The organism is Streptomyces sp. NPDC021562 (assembly GCF_040640875.1).
Classification (GTDB): Bacteria; Actinomycetota; Actinomycetes; order Streptomycetales; family Streptomycetaceae; genus Streptomyces.
In genome coordinates this window covers 207,893-222,858 of the sequence record NZ_JBFACN010000005.1, presented here as the reverse complement: position 1 = coordinate 222,858, position 14,966 = coordinate 207,893, and the positions used below count along the sequence as shown (strand labels likewise).

The window sequence follows — 14,966 nt, the reverse complement described above, 5'->3', positions numbered from 1 at the left end:
GAACTCCCCCGGTTCTTCTCATGGCGTCACGCGAGGTGTTCCACCTGGGCCGGCCAATGGCCGCGCGCGGAGAGGAGAAGCACGAGGGACGCGATGTTCCAGGCGTCGTCCTCGCCCCGGTGGTGCCGTCCTTCGAGCGGCAGCCCGGCGATCTCCAGGGCCTGGGCCATACCGGGGCGTCTGCGCAGGCCGTACGCCTCGGTGAAGACGGCCTTGGCGTTGGTGTGGCGGTGGTTGAAGGGATAGGGCGTCCGGGTGGCCTGGCACTGCCGGGTGAACTGGTGGCGGTCGTAGTCGCCCCAGCTGGCCCAGGGCCGGACGCCCGCGTGGTGCTCGGCCGCCAGCAACCGGCACGCCTCCGCGAAGCCGACCCCCTGGTCGACCTCGGACTGGGTGAGGCCGGTCAGCTCCGTGCAGAACGCGCTGACCGCCGACCGGGCGGGCCGCACCAGGATCCGGTGGCGGGCCGGCCGCTCGCCGGCCGCCAGGTCGACGACGGTCAGCCCGACCTCGATGATCTCGCTGACCTCGCCGGGCGGCGGGGCCCCGGTCCAGCAGGTCGCCTCGACGTCCACGACGTTGACGAGCCCCTCGGCCCGGGCGCTGTCCATGACGGGCAGCGTAGGACGGCGCGGCGACCGGGGCACGCGGGTTTCGGCGCGGATGGCACGATGCCCCGGTGAGCTACTTCTCGTATCACCGTGTCGGTCCTGGTGACGACCGGCCGCGTCGCCCGGAACCCAGGGCGGCCGAGCCCGGTGAGTGGCCGAAGCTGGAGGCCGCGCTCGCCGTGGTGAACCGCGACCTGACGGCGACCCTGCCGGGGCAGGACGCGCTGATCCTGATGGTCGACCCATCGGAGTCCGAGAGGGGGCAGGTCCACGTGGCGATGTCCGACGGCCGTTGGCAGGGCAACCAGGTGAACGCGTGGGACCCCGAGGAGGGCGACCCGCTGGAGCCGGACGACGAGGCGACGGTGCTGACCGTGGTGGCGGACGCGGCGCAGGAGACCCTGGTGGAGCTGCTCTGGCAGGTCTGGCCGGTCTGCGGGGAACACAAGCTCGGCATGCACTCGCGTCCCGCGGGGACCGCCGACGACTGGTACCCGGGTGCGACGGACGCGGCGGGGCCGCCGGTGTGGTGGTGCCGGGGCGGCCGGGACGGCGAAGGTCACGACGTCGCCCCGGTGGGCGAGCTGGCCGCCACCCTGCCGGGAAAGCAGCGGCGCGCGCTGCGGCGCGAACTGCGGCGCAGCGCGCGCGGACGGGACGGCCGCCGATAGCCGCCTGCCCGGACGTCGAGCGCCCCGTCATCCCTGGGACGGACCGTCGGGCCGGGCGTTGCGGCGGGGGCGGCGGTCCCGGGCATGCCGGGCGTGCCGGGCGTGTGGCGGAGTCGCCCGGAGAACACGGGGTGCGTCAGTCCGCGATGATGCCGTGCAGGAGGAGGTCGATCAGTCTGGTGGCCAGGGCGCGCTGCTCCTCGTTGGCGGCGATGAGACTGATCCCGCCCAGGGCCATCAGCACGTCCTGCGCGGCGACGCCCGGCCGGGTCACCGACTCCCCTTCAGCTGCGGTCAGCAGGTGCGTGAGCGCGTCGGCGAGCAGAGCCCGGGTGTGCAGCTTGTCGCTCTCGTCGGTCAGCACCACGGCCAGCGCCTCGGCCATGCCCTGCTTGGCGGCCATGAAGTCGATGAAGCGCTCCATCCAGGCCCGCAGCGCCTCCGCCGGTGGCTGTACGGCAGTGAGCTCCGGTGCCGCCTCGCACAGGCGCCGCACCTCCTGCCGGTAGGTCGCCTCGACGAGGAGCTCCTTGGACGGGAACCGGCGGTAGAGGGTGCCGACTCCCACCCCTGCCGCGCGGGCGATGTCCTTGACCGAAGCCCCCGCCCCCTGGCTGGCGAAGGCGGCCGCGGCCGCCTCCAGCAGTCGGTCCTCGTTGCGTTGCGCGTCCGCGCGCAGCGGTCTGTGAGGCCGCGCCGTCTCCTCTTCGTGGCCGGTCACCGCCGACTCCCTTTCTGCCGCCCTTGCAAAGCGGAACTGGTTCCGCTTACTCTCCGAAAGGTGAACCGGAACCGGTTCCGGATGTGAGGGTACGGCGGCCCGCGTGCGTGCGCCACCGGCTGCCCGGACCCACCCCTCCTCCATCACCCGCCCTTTCGCACCGAACCCTCCTGACCCGAACCAAGGAGACAGCCATGCCCCCACGTCTGCAGAACACTGTGGCCCTCGTCACCGGCGCCAGCAGCGGTATCGGCGCGGCGGTCGCCGTGGGCCTCGCCGCCGAGGGCGCCGCCGTCGCGGTCGTCGCCCGGCGCCGCGACCGGCTGGAGGAGCTGGCCGGGAAGATCCGCGCCGAGGGCGGATCGGCGTTCGTGGTGGCGGCCGACATCACGGAGCGGGAGCAGGCGGCGGCCGCCGTGGAACACGTGGTCGGCGAACTCGGCCGCCTGGACGTCCTGGTCAACAACGCCGGTACGGGGCTGCCCGGACCGGTCCTCGACGCGCCTGCCGGGGAGTGGGACCGCATGGTGGCGGTGAACGTGCACGGCCTCCTGTACGTCACCCGAGCCGCACTGCCGCATCTGCTGCGTGCGGCGCAGGACTCGCCCCGGCGGGTGGCGGACCTGGTCAACATCAGCTCCACCGCCGGGCGGGTGGCCCGGCCGGGCACGGCGGTGTACAGCATGACGAAGTTCGGCGTGAACGGTTTCACCGAGGCCCTGCGCCAAGAGGTCATGCGACAGCGGCTGCGGGTGAGCGTGATCGAACCGGGGACGGTGGACACCGAGTTCGTCACGCACTCGCGGGACGACATCAGGGCGTCACTGGATCAGCAGCTGGCCGGGATGGAGATGCTGCGTCCCGAGGACATCGCGGACACGGTCTCCTACGTGGTCACCCGCGACCGCCGGGTCTCCGTCAACGAGGTCCTCGTCCGCGCCTCCGAGCAGACCTGGTGATTCCTGCGCCACCTCGTGCCCCACGTCCGGGGCCGGATGCGGGGGTGCCGAGGTGAGGCGCCGTCACCGTCCCAGGAAGATCGGGTTCGTCAGGGCCGCCAGGGCGCCCGGGACCGGGCCCGCTGCCGTCTCGTGGCGGATCTCGGCGCGGACGTACGCGGCGTAGGAGGGCGTGGTCCTCCATTCGACCGTGCCCGAGCCGGTCACCGGGAAGGGGTCGGTGGTGAGCAGGACGCCCTCGTCGGTGACGAGGCGGACCGTGCAGCGCGGGACGCCGGAGGCCTCCAGGCGGACGGTCACCGGGGTGTCGGGGGCGACGGCGAGCCGTTCGCCGATGCCCGCGCGCTCGCCCCGCCCGCCCGTCGCCGTGAAGCTCAGCGTCACGTTCTTCGACTCGGCGATGTAGGAGCGGCCCGCGCGCAGGCCCTCCTGGATCGCCTCGCGGCTCAGGTCGTCGGCGAGCACGACGGTCTGGGGTGAGCCGACGGCGTCCGGGTCGCGGTGCGCGTCGCTGTTGCCCATGCCGGGCAGCCACCGCCGGTCGTTCCGGACCGAGGCGACGAGCGTGGCGTCCCAGGCGGCGAGGGCCACCTCGTCGTCGGGGGTGTACGGCCCGTTCCAGACCTCGACGGCGTCCGCGTCCCCGAACCCGAACTTCCAGGCGCAGCCCACGCACGTGGCGTGCGGGTGCGCCGGTACGACCAGGCCGCCGGCCCGGTGGATCTGCTGGGCGAAGTGGCCGAAGCGGTTGTCCCGGGCCCGGTAGCGCCAGTCGACGAACGTGCCCGGGTCGGTGCCGAGGGCGACCACGTGGCCGTTCCTCGTGGTGATCTCCTCGCCGAGCATGATCAGCAGGTCGTCGCCGGCCTGGTCGGCCCAGTGCGCGTGCGCCGCGTGCGTGTTGTGCTCGGAGGAGTTGATGAAGTCCAGGCCGGCGGCCCGGGCGAGGGCCGCGATCTCGGCGGGGGTACGGCGGCCGTCGGAGTACCAGGAGTGCAGGTGGCAGTCGCCCCGGTACCAGTCCCGGCCGCGCCCCTTGGCCCGCTGCGGCGGGTAGACCGGGCGGACGGGGGTGCCGGGTGCGCCATAGGTCAGGGTGATCGTCAGCTCGTACGACAGTCCCTGCGGGGCGACCGTGTAGGGGCCCAGCGCGATGTGCCAGGTACCGGCGCCCACCGGGCCGGGGAGGTAGCCGGGGGTCGCGTCGTCGGCGCGGACGAAGAACTCCGTGCGGGCGCCGCCGGACCAGCCCCGGAAGCCCTTGCCGCCCAGCTCGGTGCCGCGCTGGTCGAAGACGCCGATGTCGAGCGCGTTGCCCGGGGTGCCGGCCGGGACGCTGGGTCGGTCGTAGGTGTAGGAGACCTTGATCTCCCGTACGCCGGGCGGTACTTCGACCGGCACGTACACGAAGTCCGGGCAGCCGGGTGGCAGCGTGCCGCGTACCGTGCGGGTCTCCTGGTGTTGACCGTCCGCCGCTGCGAAGCTCACGGTTCCCAACGTAAGGGCTGTGGTGGCGCCCGTCACGATCAGCGCGCGTCTGCGGATGCCGTGCGTGTCCTCACACATGCCGCTCACTCTCCCCGCCGGACGTGAACTCCCCCGGAAGGGCAGGGAATCCCGAGGCATCCGTACGCCGTGTGCCGGGCGGTGTGACAGGTGGGGAAGGTGATGCCGACCAGTCGGTATGGACAGATCGAGCCACCACCGGTACAGATGGGGCATGCGTATAGCCGTCACGATCTTCCTCACCGACGAGACCGTCGCCCCCGTCCGCCTCGCCCGGGAGCTGGAGGCGCGCGGTTTCGCCGGCCTGTACCTGCCCGAGCACACCCACATCCCGGTCGAGCGGACCACCCCGTACCCGGCGGGCGGGGAACTGCCGCGCGAGTACGGCCGCACCCTCGACCCCTTCGTCGCCCTCGGCCAGGCCGCCGCCGTCACCGAGCGCCTCGGTCTCGGCACCGGCATCACCCTGGTCGCCCAGCACGATCCGATCGACCTCGCCAAGCAGATCGCCACGCTCGACCACCTCTCCGGCGGCCGTTTCACCCTCGGCGTCGGCTTCGGCTGGAACGTGGAGGAGGCCGCGGACCACGGCGTGACCTGGCGGACGCGGCGGGAGCTGACCCGGGACCGGATGGCCCTGATGCGGGCGCTGTGGGCGGCGGAACCGACCGGGTACGAGGGCGAGTTCGGGAGCGTACGGGCCTCCTCCGCGCACCCCAAGCCGGTGCAGAAGCCGCGCGGGCCGGTGGTCGGTCCGCGCACGCTGGTCGGCGGGGCGGCGGGGCCGAAGCTGTTCGCGCACATCGCGGAGTACGCGGACGGGTGGCTGCCGATCGGCGGGCGCGGGCTGACGGAGTCGCTGCCGGTGCTGCGGGGCGTGTGGGAGGACGCGGGGCGGGACCCGGCGGCGCTCCAGGTGGTGCCGTACGCCGTGTGGCCGACGCCGGGGAAGCTGGCGCACTACGCGGAGCTGGGCATCGAGGAGGTGGTGGTGCAACTGCCGCCGGCGGGGGAGGGGGAGGTGCTGGGCGTGCTGGACGCGTGCGCGCAGTATCTGTGAGCGGGGGAGCCGTCGCGGCTGCCGGGCCGGGGTGACGGGGGAGTGCGGGTCCGTCGTGGTTCCTCGCGCAGTTCCCCGCGCCCCTGAGGGGGCGCTCATCGTGGCGCCTGTTCTTCCGCCGGGTCCGCGCCCCTGAAAGAAGGGCGCCGCAGTAGGCGCCCCTTCAGGGGCGCGGGGAACTGCGCGAACGGCCACGACGCACCCGCACCCGGCCCCGCACCGCACGCCCCCGGCCCCACCGGCCCCGCGGAGCCCCTACGTATGCTCAAGGAATGACGACTTCCGCGACCTCCGGAACCGGCCCCACCGAGAACTCCATGCGTCGCGCCCTCAAACGCGCCCGGGACGGCGTCGCCCTCGACGTCGCCGAGGCCGCCGTACTCCTCCAGGCGCGCGGCGAGGCCCTGACCGACCTCGCCGCCTCCGCCGCCCGGGTCCGGGACGCGGGCCTCGAAGCGGCGGGCCGCCCCGGCGTCATCACGTACTCGAAGAGCGTCTTCATCCCCCTCACCCGCCTGTGCCGGGACAAGTGCCACTACTGCACGTTCGTCACCGTCCCCGGCAGGCTGCGCCGGGCCGGGCACGGGATGTTCATGTCCCCCGACGAGGTCCTGGACGTGGCCCGCAAGGGCGCGGCCCTCGGCTGCAAGGAAGCCCTGATCACCCTCGGCGACAAGCCCGAGGACCGCTGGCCGGAGGCGCGCGAGTGGCTCGACGCGCACGGGTACGACGACACGATCGCCTACGTCCGCGCCATCTCCATCCGCATCCTGGAGGAGACCGGCCTGCTGCCCCACCTCAACCCGGGGGTGCTGTCCTGGACCGACTTCCAGCGCCTGAAGCCGGTCGCCCCGTCGATGGGGATGATGCTGGAGACGACCGCGACCCGGCTCTGGTCCGAGCCCGGCGGCCCGCACCACGGCTCCCCGGACAAGGAGCCCGCCGTCCGGCTGCGGGTCCTGGAGGACGCGGGCCGCTCCTCCGTGCCGTTCACCTCCGGGATCCTGATCGGCATCGGCGAGACGTACGAGGAGCGCGCCGAGTCGCTCTTCGCGCTGCGCCGCGTGGCCCGGTCGTACCACGGCGTCCAGGAACTGATCATCCAGAACTTCCGGGCCAAGCCGGACACGGCGATGCGCGGCATGCCGGACGCCGAACTGGACGAGCTGGTGGCGGCGGTGGCGGTGGCCCGGCTGGTGATGGGCCCGGCCGGCAACATCCAGGCCCCGCCGAACCTGGTGGACAGCGAGTACGAGCGGCTGATCGCGGCCGGGATCGACGACTGGGGCGGGGTCTCCCCGCTCACCATCGACCACGTCAACCCCGAACGTCCCTGGCCGCAGATCGAGGAACTGGCCGCGAAGTCGGCCGCCGCCGGTTTCGAACTGCGCGAACGCCTCTGCGTCTACCCGGAGTTCGTCCGACGCGGCGAGCCCTGGCTGGACCCGCGGCTGCGCCCGCACGTCGCCGCCCTGGCCGACCCGGCCACCGGCCTCGCGGTGCCGGACGCGGTCGTCGAGGGGCATCCGTGGCAGGAGCCGGAGGAGGTCTTCGTCGCCACCGGCCGCACCGACCTGCACACCGCGATCGACACCGAGGGCCGTACGGCCGACCGCCGCGACGACTTCGACGAGGTGTACGGCGACTGGGGAGCCCTGCGCGAGGCGGCGGCTCCCGGCATGGCACCGGAGCGCATCGACACCGACGTCCGGGCGGCCCTGGCCACCGCCGCCGACGACCCCACGAAACTCACGGACGCCGAGGCCCTCGCCCTCCTGCACGCGGACGGCCCGGCGCTGGACGCGCTGACCCGGATCGCCGACGACGTCCGGAAGGCGGCCGTCGGCGACGACGTGACGTACATCGTCACCCGCAACATCAACTTCACCAACGTCTGCTACACCGGCTGCCGGTTCTGCGCCTTCGCGCAGCGCCGTACCGACGCCGACGCGTACACGCTCTCCCTCGACCAGGTCGCCGACCGGGCGCAACAGGCGTGGGACGTCGGCGCGGTGGAGGTCTGCATGCAGGGCGGGATCCACCCCGACCTGCCGGGCACGGCCTACTTCGACATCGCGAAGGCGGTGAAGGAGCGGGTCCCCGGCATGCACGTGCACGCCTTCTCGCCGATGGAGGTGGTGAACGGCGCGACCCGCACCGGCCTGTCGATCCGCGAGTGGCTGACGGCGGCGAAGGAGGCGGGCCTGGACACCATCCCCGGCACCGCCGCCGAGATCCTGGACGACGAGGTCCGCTGGGTGCTGACCAAGGGCAAACTGCCCACCGCCACCTGGATCGAGGTCGTCACCACGGCCCACGAGGTGGGCATCCGGTCCTCGTCCACGATGATGTACGGGCATGTCGACCAGCCCCGGCACTGGCTGGGCCACCTGCGCACCCTGGCCCGCATCCAGCAGCGGACCGGCGGTTTCACGGAGTTCGTGACGCTCCCCTTCATCCACACCAACGCGCCGGTCTACCTGGCGGGCATCTCCCGTCCGGGACCGACGATGCGCGACAACCGCGCGGTGACGGCGATGGCCCGGCTCCTCCTGCACCCCCACATCCCGAACATCCAGACGAGCTGGGTGAAACTGGGCACGGAGGGGGCGGCGGAGATGCTCCGCTCGGGCGCCAACGACCTCGGGGGCACCCTCATGGAGGAGACGATCTCGCGGATGGCGGGGTCGTCGTACGGCTCGTACAAGTCGGTACGCGACCTGGTCGCGGTGGCGCGGGCGGCGGGCCGTCCGGCGCGGCCGCGGACGACGCTGTACGGCGAGGTGTCCGAGGAGCGGCGGCGGGCGGCGGAGGCGTCCGACGGGCACCTGCCGGAGCTGCTGCCGGTGCTGGACTGAGCGGCCGGGTGCCCGCGCACGGCCCGGTACGATGATCCGACCTCTGTCGTCTGTACAGGGGGCCTCACAGCGGAGGAGATACGTACCCGTGGCTGCCCTACTGCCCTCCTGGGTCACGGTCACCGGACTGACGGCGGGGGCGACGGTGGCCGTCGCCTTCCTCGCCGTACAGGCCGACAAGGGGCCGCACCCCACGGCCGCGCAGGTCCGGCCGTCGGCGAGCGCGTCGGCGGGCGTCCATCCCTCCGCGTCCCCGGCCCCGGCGAAGACCCCGGACGTCCCCGCGGCCTCCGGCACCGGCCGCCGGGTCGTCTACGCGCTGGGCGACAAGCGGGTCTGGCTGGTCGACGCGAGCGACAAGGCGACCCGTACGTTCACGGTGTGGCCGGGGACGGTGAGCCCCGACCCCGGCACCTACACGATCTCCAAGACCCTGGCGTCCACGACCGGCTCGGACGGCGTCCAGATCGAGCACATCCTCTACTTCGCCGCGAAGTCGGGCCTGTCGATCGCCTTCTCCAACGCGGTCGACGGCGCCTCCCCGCCCCCTGCCGCCGGCAAGCAGACCAGCGGCATCCGCATGCGCAAGGCGGACGGCACGGCCCTGTGGACCTTCGGCACGGAACCGGACACCAAGGTGACGGTGGTCAAGTAGACGGTGGTCACGTAGGCGTCAGCCGGCGGCGCCGGACCGCCGGACGATCCGTCGCGCGGTCGCCGTCGCCCGCTGCCAGTCCTCCGTCAGCGCCGCCATGGCGGCCCGCTGCCGTGCGGTGAGCGCGGAACCGGCCAGCCGCTTCCTGATCGTGACGACCTCGGCGGGGATGCGCAGCCGCAGCGCGCAGGTGCCGTCCGCCACCGCGGTCGCGATCTCCTGCCTGCGCAGCGCCCCGGTGGCACCGGACCGGGCGTACGACGCCTTGAGCCGGGCCTGGGCGTCGCTCGGCAGCGCGTAGTGGAAGCCCCGGGCCGCCATGCACGTGCTCCACGCGCGCATCAGGGCCAGGTAGGCGCCGTCGCGCTGCACCCGGGTGGTGAGCGCGGCGTTCAGGTTCTGGGGGATCACCGCCAGCTCCGCGTACGTGGTCAGGCTCCCGTACAGCCGTCGGCGGCTGTCCGCCTCGCAGCCCTTCACCGAGAACTCCAGGGTGCCCTCCGCCATGCGGAAGGTGCGCAGGTCGGACGTGCCGCCGCGCAGTGCCGTCATGTAGGCGGCCGCCGCGGCGGTGGGCAGCCCGCGGACGTACGCGTCGTTCGCCGAGGCCACCTCGCGGGCGGCGGCCGGTGGCTTCTTCCCGGCGGTGGCCGCGTACTGGTCGTACAGCCCGTACCCCTGGCTGCGCCGCCGCCGGAGGTCCACCTGGGCGCTCGGGGCGGTCGCGGCGGCGGACGCGGGGTCGACGACCACGTAACGCAGCCCCCTGGCCGTCATGCAGGAGGCGACGAGCTGGGACTCCGCGCGGGTCAGGGACCGCTCGGCGGCCGGGTAGGTCCCGGAGTCGGTCAGCAGGTCGAGACCGGCCGGCGTGACCACGGGGGTCCGGGCGGCGGCCCGCGGGGCCGGGGAGCCCGCGCATCCCGTGAGCGCGAGAGCACCCGCGGCGACGCAGGCGAGGAGGCCGCCGAGGCCGGGCGTACGGAAGGGGGAGGCGGTGGGGCGGGTGGCGTGCGGGGTGGCCGTCGGCATCGTGGAGGTGCTCCTGCGACTGGGACCGGCGAGGGGGACGAGCGGTGCCCGCGGTGGGCGACCGGGGGTGCCCGCGACGGGCGGCCGGGGTGGAGCCGGCCGCCCGTCACGGCGTCACCGGGGACGGGGCGCGGTCAGGGCGCCACCCACGAGTTGGACGAGATGACGTCGTTCCAGGCCGCGCTGACGTCTCCGCCGGTGCCCCTGGCGATCGTTCCGGAACTGCCCGAGTAGTTGGCGTCGGTGTACACCACGGCGTTGTCGTTCACGCCGTCGTTGTAGAGCGACGAGGCGCAGTCGTTCCACGTCTTGGTCTGGCAGGTCGAGTGCGGGAAGGCGGTCCAGTTGGCGTTCGACCCGGACAGCTTGCCCGGCCCGTCGTTGTAGCCGGCGTTGACCCAGAAGCACAGGTAGCCGGCCGAGCACCCGGCGGGGACGGCCGCGGGCTTGGCGACCTGCGCGGACAGGGCCGACGACGCGGAGCCGGCGAGCACGGAACTTCCGGACGAGTCGGCGGCGGCGGTACCGACCGCCGTGCCGAGCAGCAGGACGACTCCGGCGGCGACGGCTGACATTCTCTTCATGTTCTCGCTCCCTGAACGGTTGCTGAGCAGGGTGGGGACGGCATGGACGGGATTCACGGTCGCAGAGGTGCCCAGCGGTGGCCATGATGTGTGGCGTGGCCTGAAAGGAGCAGGTCAAGGGGGAGGAACCCGGTGCTCCAGAAGTTTTTCGGGTTTCGTGGTGTTCAGTCGCGGACGGCGCTGGCCATGCTGGGGGAACCGGCTCCGGACCAGGGCCCATGGGGGTGGGGACCGCCATGCTCCGCATTCACTTCACGGACGTCGATCTCGCCCGGACCCGTGTCGTCCACGAGCCGGACCCGCTGTGGGAGATCGGGCAGAGCCTGCACCGCTTCCAGACCAGGCAGGGCCGCTGGGCGTACGCGCCCTGGTACCGCGGCACGTGCCAGCGCTTACGGGAGGGCGGACAGCAGCGGGTCCTGCGGGAGATGCTGCTGCCGCTCTTCCACCGCGGGCCCTACTACCCGGACTTCCTCAACCCGGCCGAGGCGTCCGAGGGGCTGGCGGCGGGCCTGGAGGCCGTCCTCGCCACCCCGGCCCGACGGGTGCTGGGCGAGCTGCGCACCCTCGCCGAGTTCTCGGGGGCCCCGCCCGGGCTGCGGGAACTGGGCCGCCCGGACGGCCGCCGTGAGCTGGTCCGGGCGCTGCGGGACTACCACGACACCGCGATCGCCCCGTACGGCGAGGAGATCCAGGCACGCATCGACGCGGACCGGGCCGTCCGGTGCCGGGCGCTGCTGGACGGTGGCGTCGAGGCCGTGCTCGCCGGTCTGGGGCCGGACATCCGCTGGCGCCGACCGGTCCTGCACGTCGGCCATCCCACCGTCGACCGGGACCTCCGGCTCGGCGGTCGCGGCCTGAAGCTCATACCGTCCTACTTCTGCTGGGGGACCCCGACCACGATGGCCGACCCCGCGATGGAGCCGGTCCTCGTGTACCCGCTGCACCAGCAGCCGAGCCCCGTCCGGAGCGCCGGGGCCTCCCTGGCCTCGCTGCTCGGCGGCACCCGGGCCACCGTGCTGCGCGCGGTCGCGGCCGGCGCGACCACCGGTGAACTCGCCCGCGTCGCCGGGGTGTCCGCGTCCTCGATCAGCCAGCACACCACCGTGCTGCGCGACGCGGGCCTGATCACCAGCCAGCGGCAGGCCGCGAGCGTCCTGCACACCCTGACCCCGCTCGGCGCGTCGATGCTCCGCGCGAACCTCGGCTGACGAGGCGGCGGCAGGGCCGGGCGCTCAGTCCTTCGTGGCCGGTTCCGTGGCCGGCCGGCCCGACAGCTGGACGACGACGAGCGCGAGGCCGGTGAGCACCAGCACCCGGGTCGCGGCGTCCAGGCCGTTCCAGGTCTTGGACTGCCACATGGAGAACCACTCACCGCCGATCCCGATGAACCCGGCGCCGAAGAGCAGGACGAGCATCAGCAGACCGTAGGTGGAGACGCGCCGCGCACGGCCGTCGTCGCGCCGGAACCACAGCACGGTCCCGGCGATCAGCACGAGCGCGGCCAGCGTCTCCCACACGATGATGGCGACGTAGGCGGTGTTCTCCAGCCCCTTGTCCGTGATGGCCCGCCACATCAGGTCGTCGTCCTTGAACGTGGTGTCCATGGCCAGCACATGCTGGACGAAGGCCTGGTTGGTGCCGAAGTCGGTGATGTTCCCGAAGGCGACGAGGGCGATGTAGAGCGCGACCGTACCGGTGAGCACGGCGGCGGCAAGCGAGAGCGCACGGGGCGCATGGGAGGTGGACATGACACCGTCCTTTCCCCGCCCCGCCCGATTACACCCCTGACCGGGGCGGACAAGCGGTGCTTCGGCACCTCAAGTCGCTCGCGGCCTCTGCCAGACTGGGTGTGGGCCGGCTGCGGGGGTGGAGGGCGGATGGGGTCGACACGGCCGTCGATGCAGGAGCTGATCGGGCGCCGGCGCAGAGCCGGGTTCGTCGGGCGGGCCGAGGAGCGGGCCGCGTTCCGGCGGAACCTCGAACTGCCGCCCGAGGACGAGCGGCACCGGTTCCTGTTCCACGTGCACGGCGACGCGGGCGTCGGAAAAACCTTCCTGGTAAGGGAGTTGGAGCAGCTGGCCCGGGAGGCCGGGGCGCTGACCGCCTACGTCGACGAGAGCGCGGACAGCGTGCCCGAGGCAATGACGGTGATGGTGCGTCAGTTCAGCGCCCAGGGACGCCGGTTCAAGGAACTGGACCGGCTGCTGGCCGCGCACCGCGAGCGGCGGCACGAGGCGGCGGCCGCCCTGGCGATGGACGGACCGCAGGACCGGGAGGCACCGTCGGCGGGCAGCCTGGCCGTGGCCCGGGCGGCCCAGGTGGGCCTCGGGATGGTCCCGGTGGCCGGCGCCTTCGCGGCGACCCTGGACACCGACCGCCTCGCCCAGGGAGCCGACCGGATCCGGGCCCGCTTCCGCAGCCAGGAGGACGTCCAACTGGTCCTGTCCCCCGAGCGGGTGCTGACCCCGGTACTGCTGGCGGAACTGACCGCGGCCGCCGACACCGCCTCCTGGATCGTCCTCTTCCTCGACACCTACGAGCGCACCGGCCCGTTCCTCGACCCCTGGCTGCACGACGTGATGACCACCGACCGCTACGGCGCCCTGCCCGCCGACGTCGTCGTGGTCACCTCCGGCCAGCGCCCGTTCGACACGGCCCGCTGGGGCGGTTTCGCCGACTTCATGGCCGACGTCCCGCTGCGCCCGTTCACGGAGGCGGAGGCGCGGGGGCTGCTCGCGGACAAGGGGGTGCGGGACGAACCGGTGGTCGCGGAGGTGCTGCGGCTCAGCGGCGGCCTCCCGGTCCTCGTCACCGCCCTCGCCGAACAGCGCCCCACCGACCCCGACGACGTGGGAGACCCCAGCGCCACCGCCGTGGAACGCTTCCTGAAGTGGGAACCGGATCCCGCACGCCGGTCCGTGGCACTCGCCTGCGCGCTGCCCCGCCGCCTCGACCTGGACGTGTTCCGGGCGGCCGTCGACTGCCCCGCCGAGGAGGCCGACGCGCTCTTCGGCTGGCTGCGCGGCCTGCCGTTCGTGACCGAGCGGCCCGACCGGTTGACCTACCACGACCTGGTCCGCGACGCGATGCTCCGGCTGCGGCGGCGACGCTCCCCGCGCGACTGGACCCGCGACCACGAGGCACTCGCCGAGGCCTACGGCGGCTGGCGCGCGGAGACGGCGCACGGGCTGCGCCCCGGCGCGGAATGGGACCACGAGCCATGGCGCGCACTGCTCCTCGAGGAGACCTACCACCGCCTGTGCGCCCGGCCGGGGACGGCACTCGCGGAGGCGCTCGGCACCTTCCTGGCGGCCTGCGCCGCGGACCCGGCGGTCGGCCGCCGCTGGGCGGCGACCGTGGCGGAGGCGGGCGCCGCCGCCGACGCCCCGGCCGTACGGGACTGGGGCCGCCGCCTGAGCGAGGCCCTCGCCGACGGGGTGACCGGCGCCATGGACCTGCTGCTCGCCTGGCCCGCACTGGACAGCGGCGGCCGGGCGCTGGCCCATGTGGTCCGGGGCCGGGAACTGTGGAACGCCGGTGAACTCGCCCGCTCCCTCGCCGAGTACGACCTGGCGATCGAGCTGGACCCGGAGCGGCCGACGGCCCACTACGGCCGGGCCCTGTGCTGCCGGGCCCTGGACGACCTCACCGGGGCCCTCGCCGCCCTGGACCGCGCGGACGCCCTCGCTCCCGGCACCGCGCTGTTCCTGGCCGCCCGCGGCGAGACCCTCCGACTGGCCGGCCGCTTCCCGGAGGCCGTGACCGAGCTGGACCGGGCCGTGGCCCTGGAACCGGCCGACGCGAGCACCCTTGCCTCCCGGGGCGTGTGCCGGCACGCGCTGGAGCAGTACGACGAGGCCCTCGCCGACTTCGACCGCGCGCTGGCCGTCGACGCGGGGCACCTGTGGGCGCGGGTGCGCCGCGGGCGGCTGCGCGGCGCGCGCAACGAGTGGGCGGAGGCCTTCGCCGACCTCGACGAGGCGGTCCGGCGCGCCCCCGACTCACCCTGGATCGCCTCCGAGCGGGGCGACGCCTACCGGCGCGCGGGCCGCTTCACGGACGCGGTCACCGAACTCACCCGGGCCGTCGCCCTGCTGCCCGACTACCCGTCCGCCCTGGCCGGCCGAGGCGTGGCCCTCCACGAACTGGGCCGCACCGAGGAGGCGTTGACCGACCTCGACCGGGCCATCACCCTGGCCCCCGACTTCACCTGGGCCCTGGAGGCACGGGACCGGGTACGTGCGGAGGTCAGGGGCCGGCCGTCTGGCGGCGGCCGGCCCCTGACCTCCCCTGATTCCCCCTGAGC

General features: G+C 73.8%; 13 protein-coding genes. 7 read left to right on the top strand and 6 right to left on the bottom strand.

Annotated features, from left to right (window positions below):
* Window positions 1-26: 26 nt before the first annotated feature.
* The gene (locus tag AB0G52_RS09960) at window positions 27-611 is read right to left on the bottom strand and encodes a 3'-5' exonuclease (protein WP_361335465.1); all 585 of its coding nucleotides are present in this window, start codon (window positions 609-611) and stop codon (window positions 27-29) included.
* 68 nt (window positions 612-679) lie between these two features.
* On the opposite strand from AB0G52_RS09960, the gene AB0G52_RS09955 reads away from it, so the two are divergent.
* On the top strand, window positions 680-1,282 hold the full coding sequence (locus AB0G52_RS09955) for a hypothetical protein (protein ID WP_361335462.1): 603 nt from the start codon (window positions 680-682) through the stop codon (window positions 1,280-1,282).
* Between the two features lie 136 nt (window positions 1,283-1,418).
* Here AB0G52_RS09955 and AB0G52_RS09950 read toward each other — a convergent pair whose 3' ends face one another.
* Window positions 1,419-2,003 carry a helix-turn-helix domain-containing protein gene (locus AB0G52_RS09950; protein WP_361335459.1) on the bottom strand — a complete coding sequence of 195 codons (585 nt, stop codon included), beginning with the start codon at window positions 2,001-2,003 and terminating at the stop codon, window positions 1,419-1,421.
* A 194-nt stretch (window positions 2,004-2,197) separates the two neighbouring features.
* Between AB0G52_RS09950 and AB0G52_RS09945 the strand changes: the two genes are divergently transcribed.
* A complete protein-coding gene (locus AB0G52_RS09945) occupies window positions 2,198-2,962 on the top strand; it encodes an SDR family NAD(P)-dependent oxidoreductase (protein ID WP_361335456.1) in 765 nt (254 codons plus the stop codon).
* A 63-nt stretch (window positions 2,963-3,025) separates the two neighbouring features.
* Here AB0G52_RS09945 and AB0G52_RS09940 read toward each other — a convergent pair whose 3' ends face one another.
* Window positions 3,026-4,528, bottom strand: a complete 1,503-nt coding sequence (locus AB0G52_RS09940) for a CehA/McbA family metallohydrolase (protein ID WP_361335453.1) — start codon at window positions 4,526-4,528, stop codon at window positions 3,026-3,028.
* A 154-nt stretch (window positions 4,529-4,682) separates the two neighbouring features.
* Here AB0G52_RS09940 and AB0G52_RS09935 point away from each other — a divergent pair, with 154 nt between their 5' ends.
* From AB0G52_RS09935 to AB0G52_RS09925, 3 genes are all read left to right on the top strand, one after another.
* Entirely contained in the window at window positions 4,683-5,528 is an 846-nt protein-coding gene (locus tag AB0G52_RS09935; RefSeq protein ID WP_132891575.1) for an LLM class F420-dependent oxidoreductase, read from the top strand.
* Window positions 5,529-5,800: 272 nt separating this feature from the next.
* Window positions 5,801-8,386, top strand: a complete 2,586-nt coding sequence (locus AB0G52_RS09930; protein WP_361335450.1) for a bifunctional FO biosynthesis protein CofGH — start codon at window positions 5,801-5,803, stop codon at window positions 8,384-8,386.
* Window positions 8,387-8,474: 88 nt separating this feature from the next.
* The gene (locus tag AB0G52_RS09925) at window positions 8,475-9,041 is read left to right on the top strand and encodes a hypothetical protein (RefSeq protein WP_361335447.1); all 567 of its coding nucleotides are present in this window, start codon (window positions 8,475-8,477) and stop codon (window positions 9,039-9,041) included.
* 18 nt (window positions 9,042-9,059) lie between these two features.
* Here the strand turns inward: AB0G52_RS09925 and AB0G52_RS09920 are convergent, their stop codons facing one another.
* Both AB0G52_RS09920 and AB0G52_RS09915 read right to left on the bottom strand, forming a co-directional pair.
* Complete coding sequence (locus AB0G52_RS09920; RefSeq protein ID WP_361335444.1) at window positions 9,060-10,073, bottom strand: hypothetical protein; 1,014 nt, start codon at window positions 10,071-10,073, stop codon at window positions 9,060-9,062.
* A gap of 134 nt (window positions 10,074-10,207) precedes the next feature.
* Window positions 10,208-10,657, bottom strand: a complete 450-nt coding sequence (locus tag AB0G52_RS09915; protein WP_132891571.1) for a peptidase inhibitor family I36 protein — start codon at window positions 10,655-10,657, stop codon at window positions 10,208-10,210.
* Window positions 10,658-10,893: 236 nt separating this feature from the next.
* Between AB0G52_RS09915 and AB0G52_RS09910 the strand changes: the two genes are divergently transcribed.
* Entirely contained in the window at window positions 10,894-11,868 is a 975-nt protein-coding gene (locus AB0G52_RS09910) for a helix-turn-helix domain-containing protein (protein WP_132891570.1), read from the top strand.
* A gap of 24 nt (window positions 11,869-11,892) precedes the next feature.
* On the opposite strand, the gene AB0G52_RS09905 is transcribed toward AB0G52_RS09910, so the two are convergent.
* Window positions 11,893-12,408: a DUF2165 domain-containing protein gene (locus AB0G52_RS09905; protein ID WP_132891569.1), complete on the bottom strand. Its 516-nt coding sequence runs from the start codon at window positions 12,406-12,408 to the stop codon at window positions 11,893-11,895.
* A 129-nt stretch (window positions 12,409-12,537) separates the two neighbouring features.
* Between AB0G52_RS09905 and AB0G52_RS09900 the strand changes: the two genes are divergently transcribed.
* Complete coding sequence (locus tag AB0G52_RS09900; RefSeq protein ID WP_361335440.1) at window positions 12,538-14,964, top strand: tetratricopeptide repeat protein; 2,427 nt, start codon at window positions 12,538-12,540, stop codon at window positions 14,962-14,964.
* The last annotated feature ends 2 nt before the right edge of the window (window positions 14,965-14,966 follow it).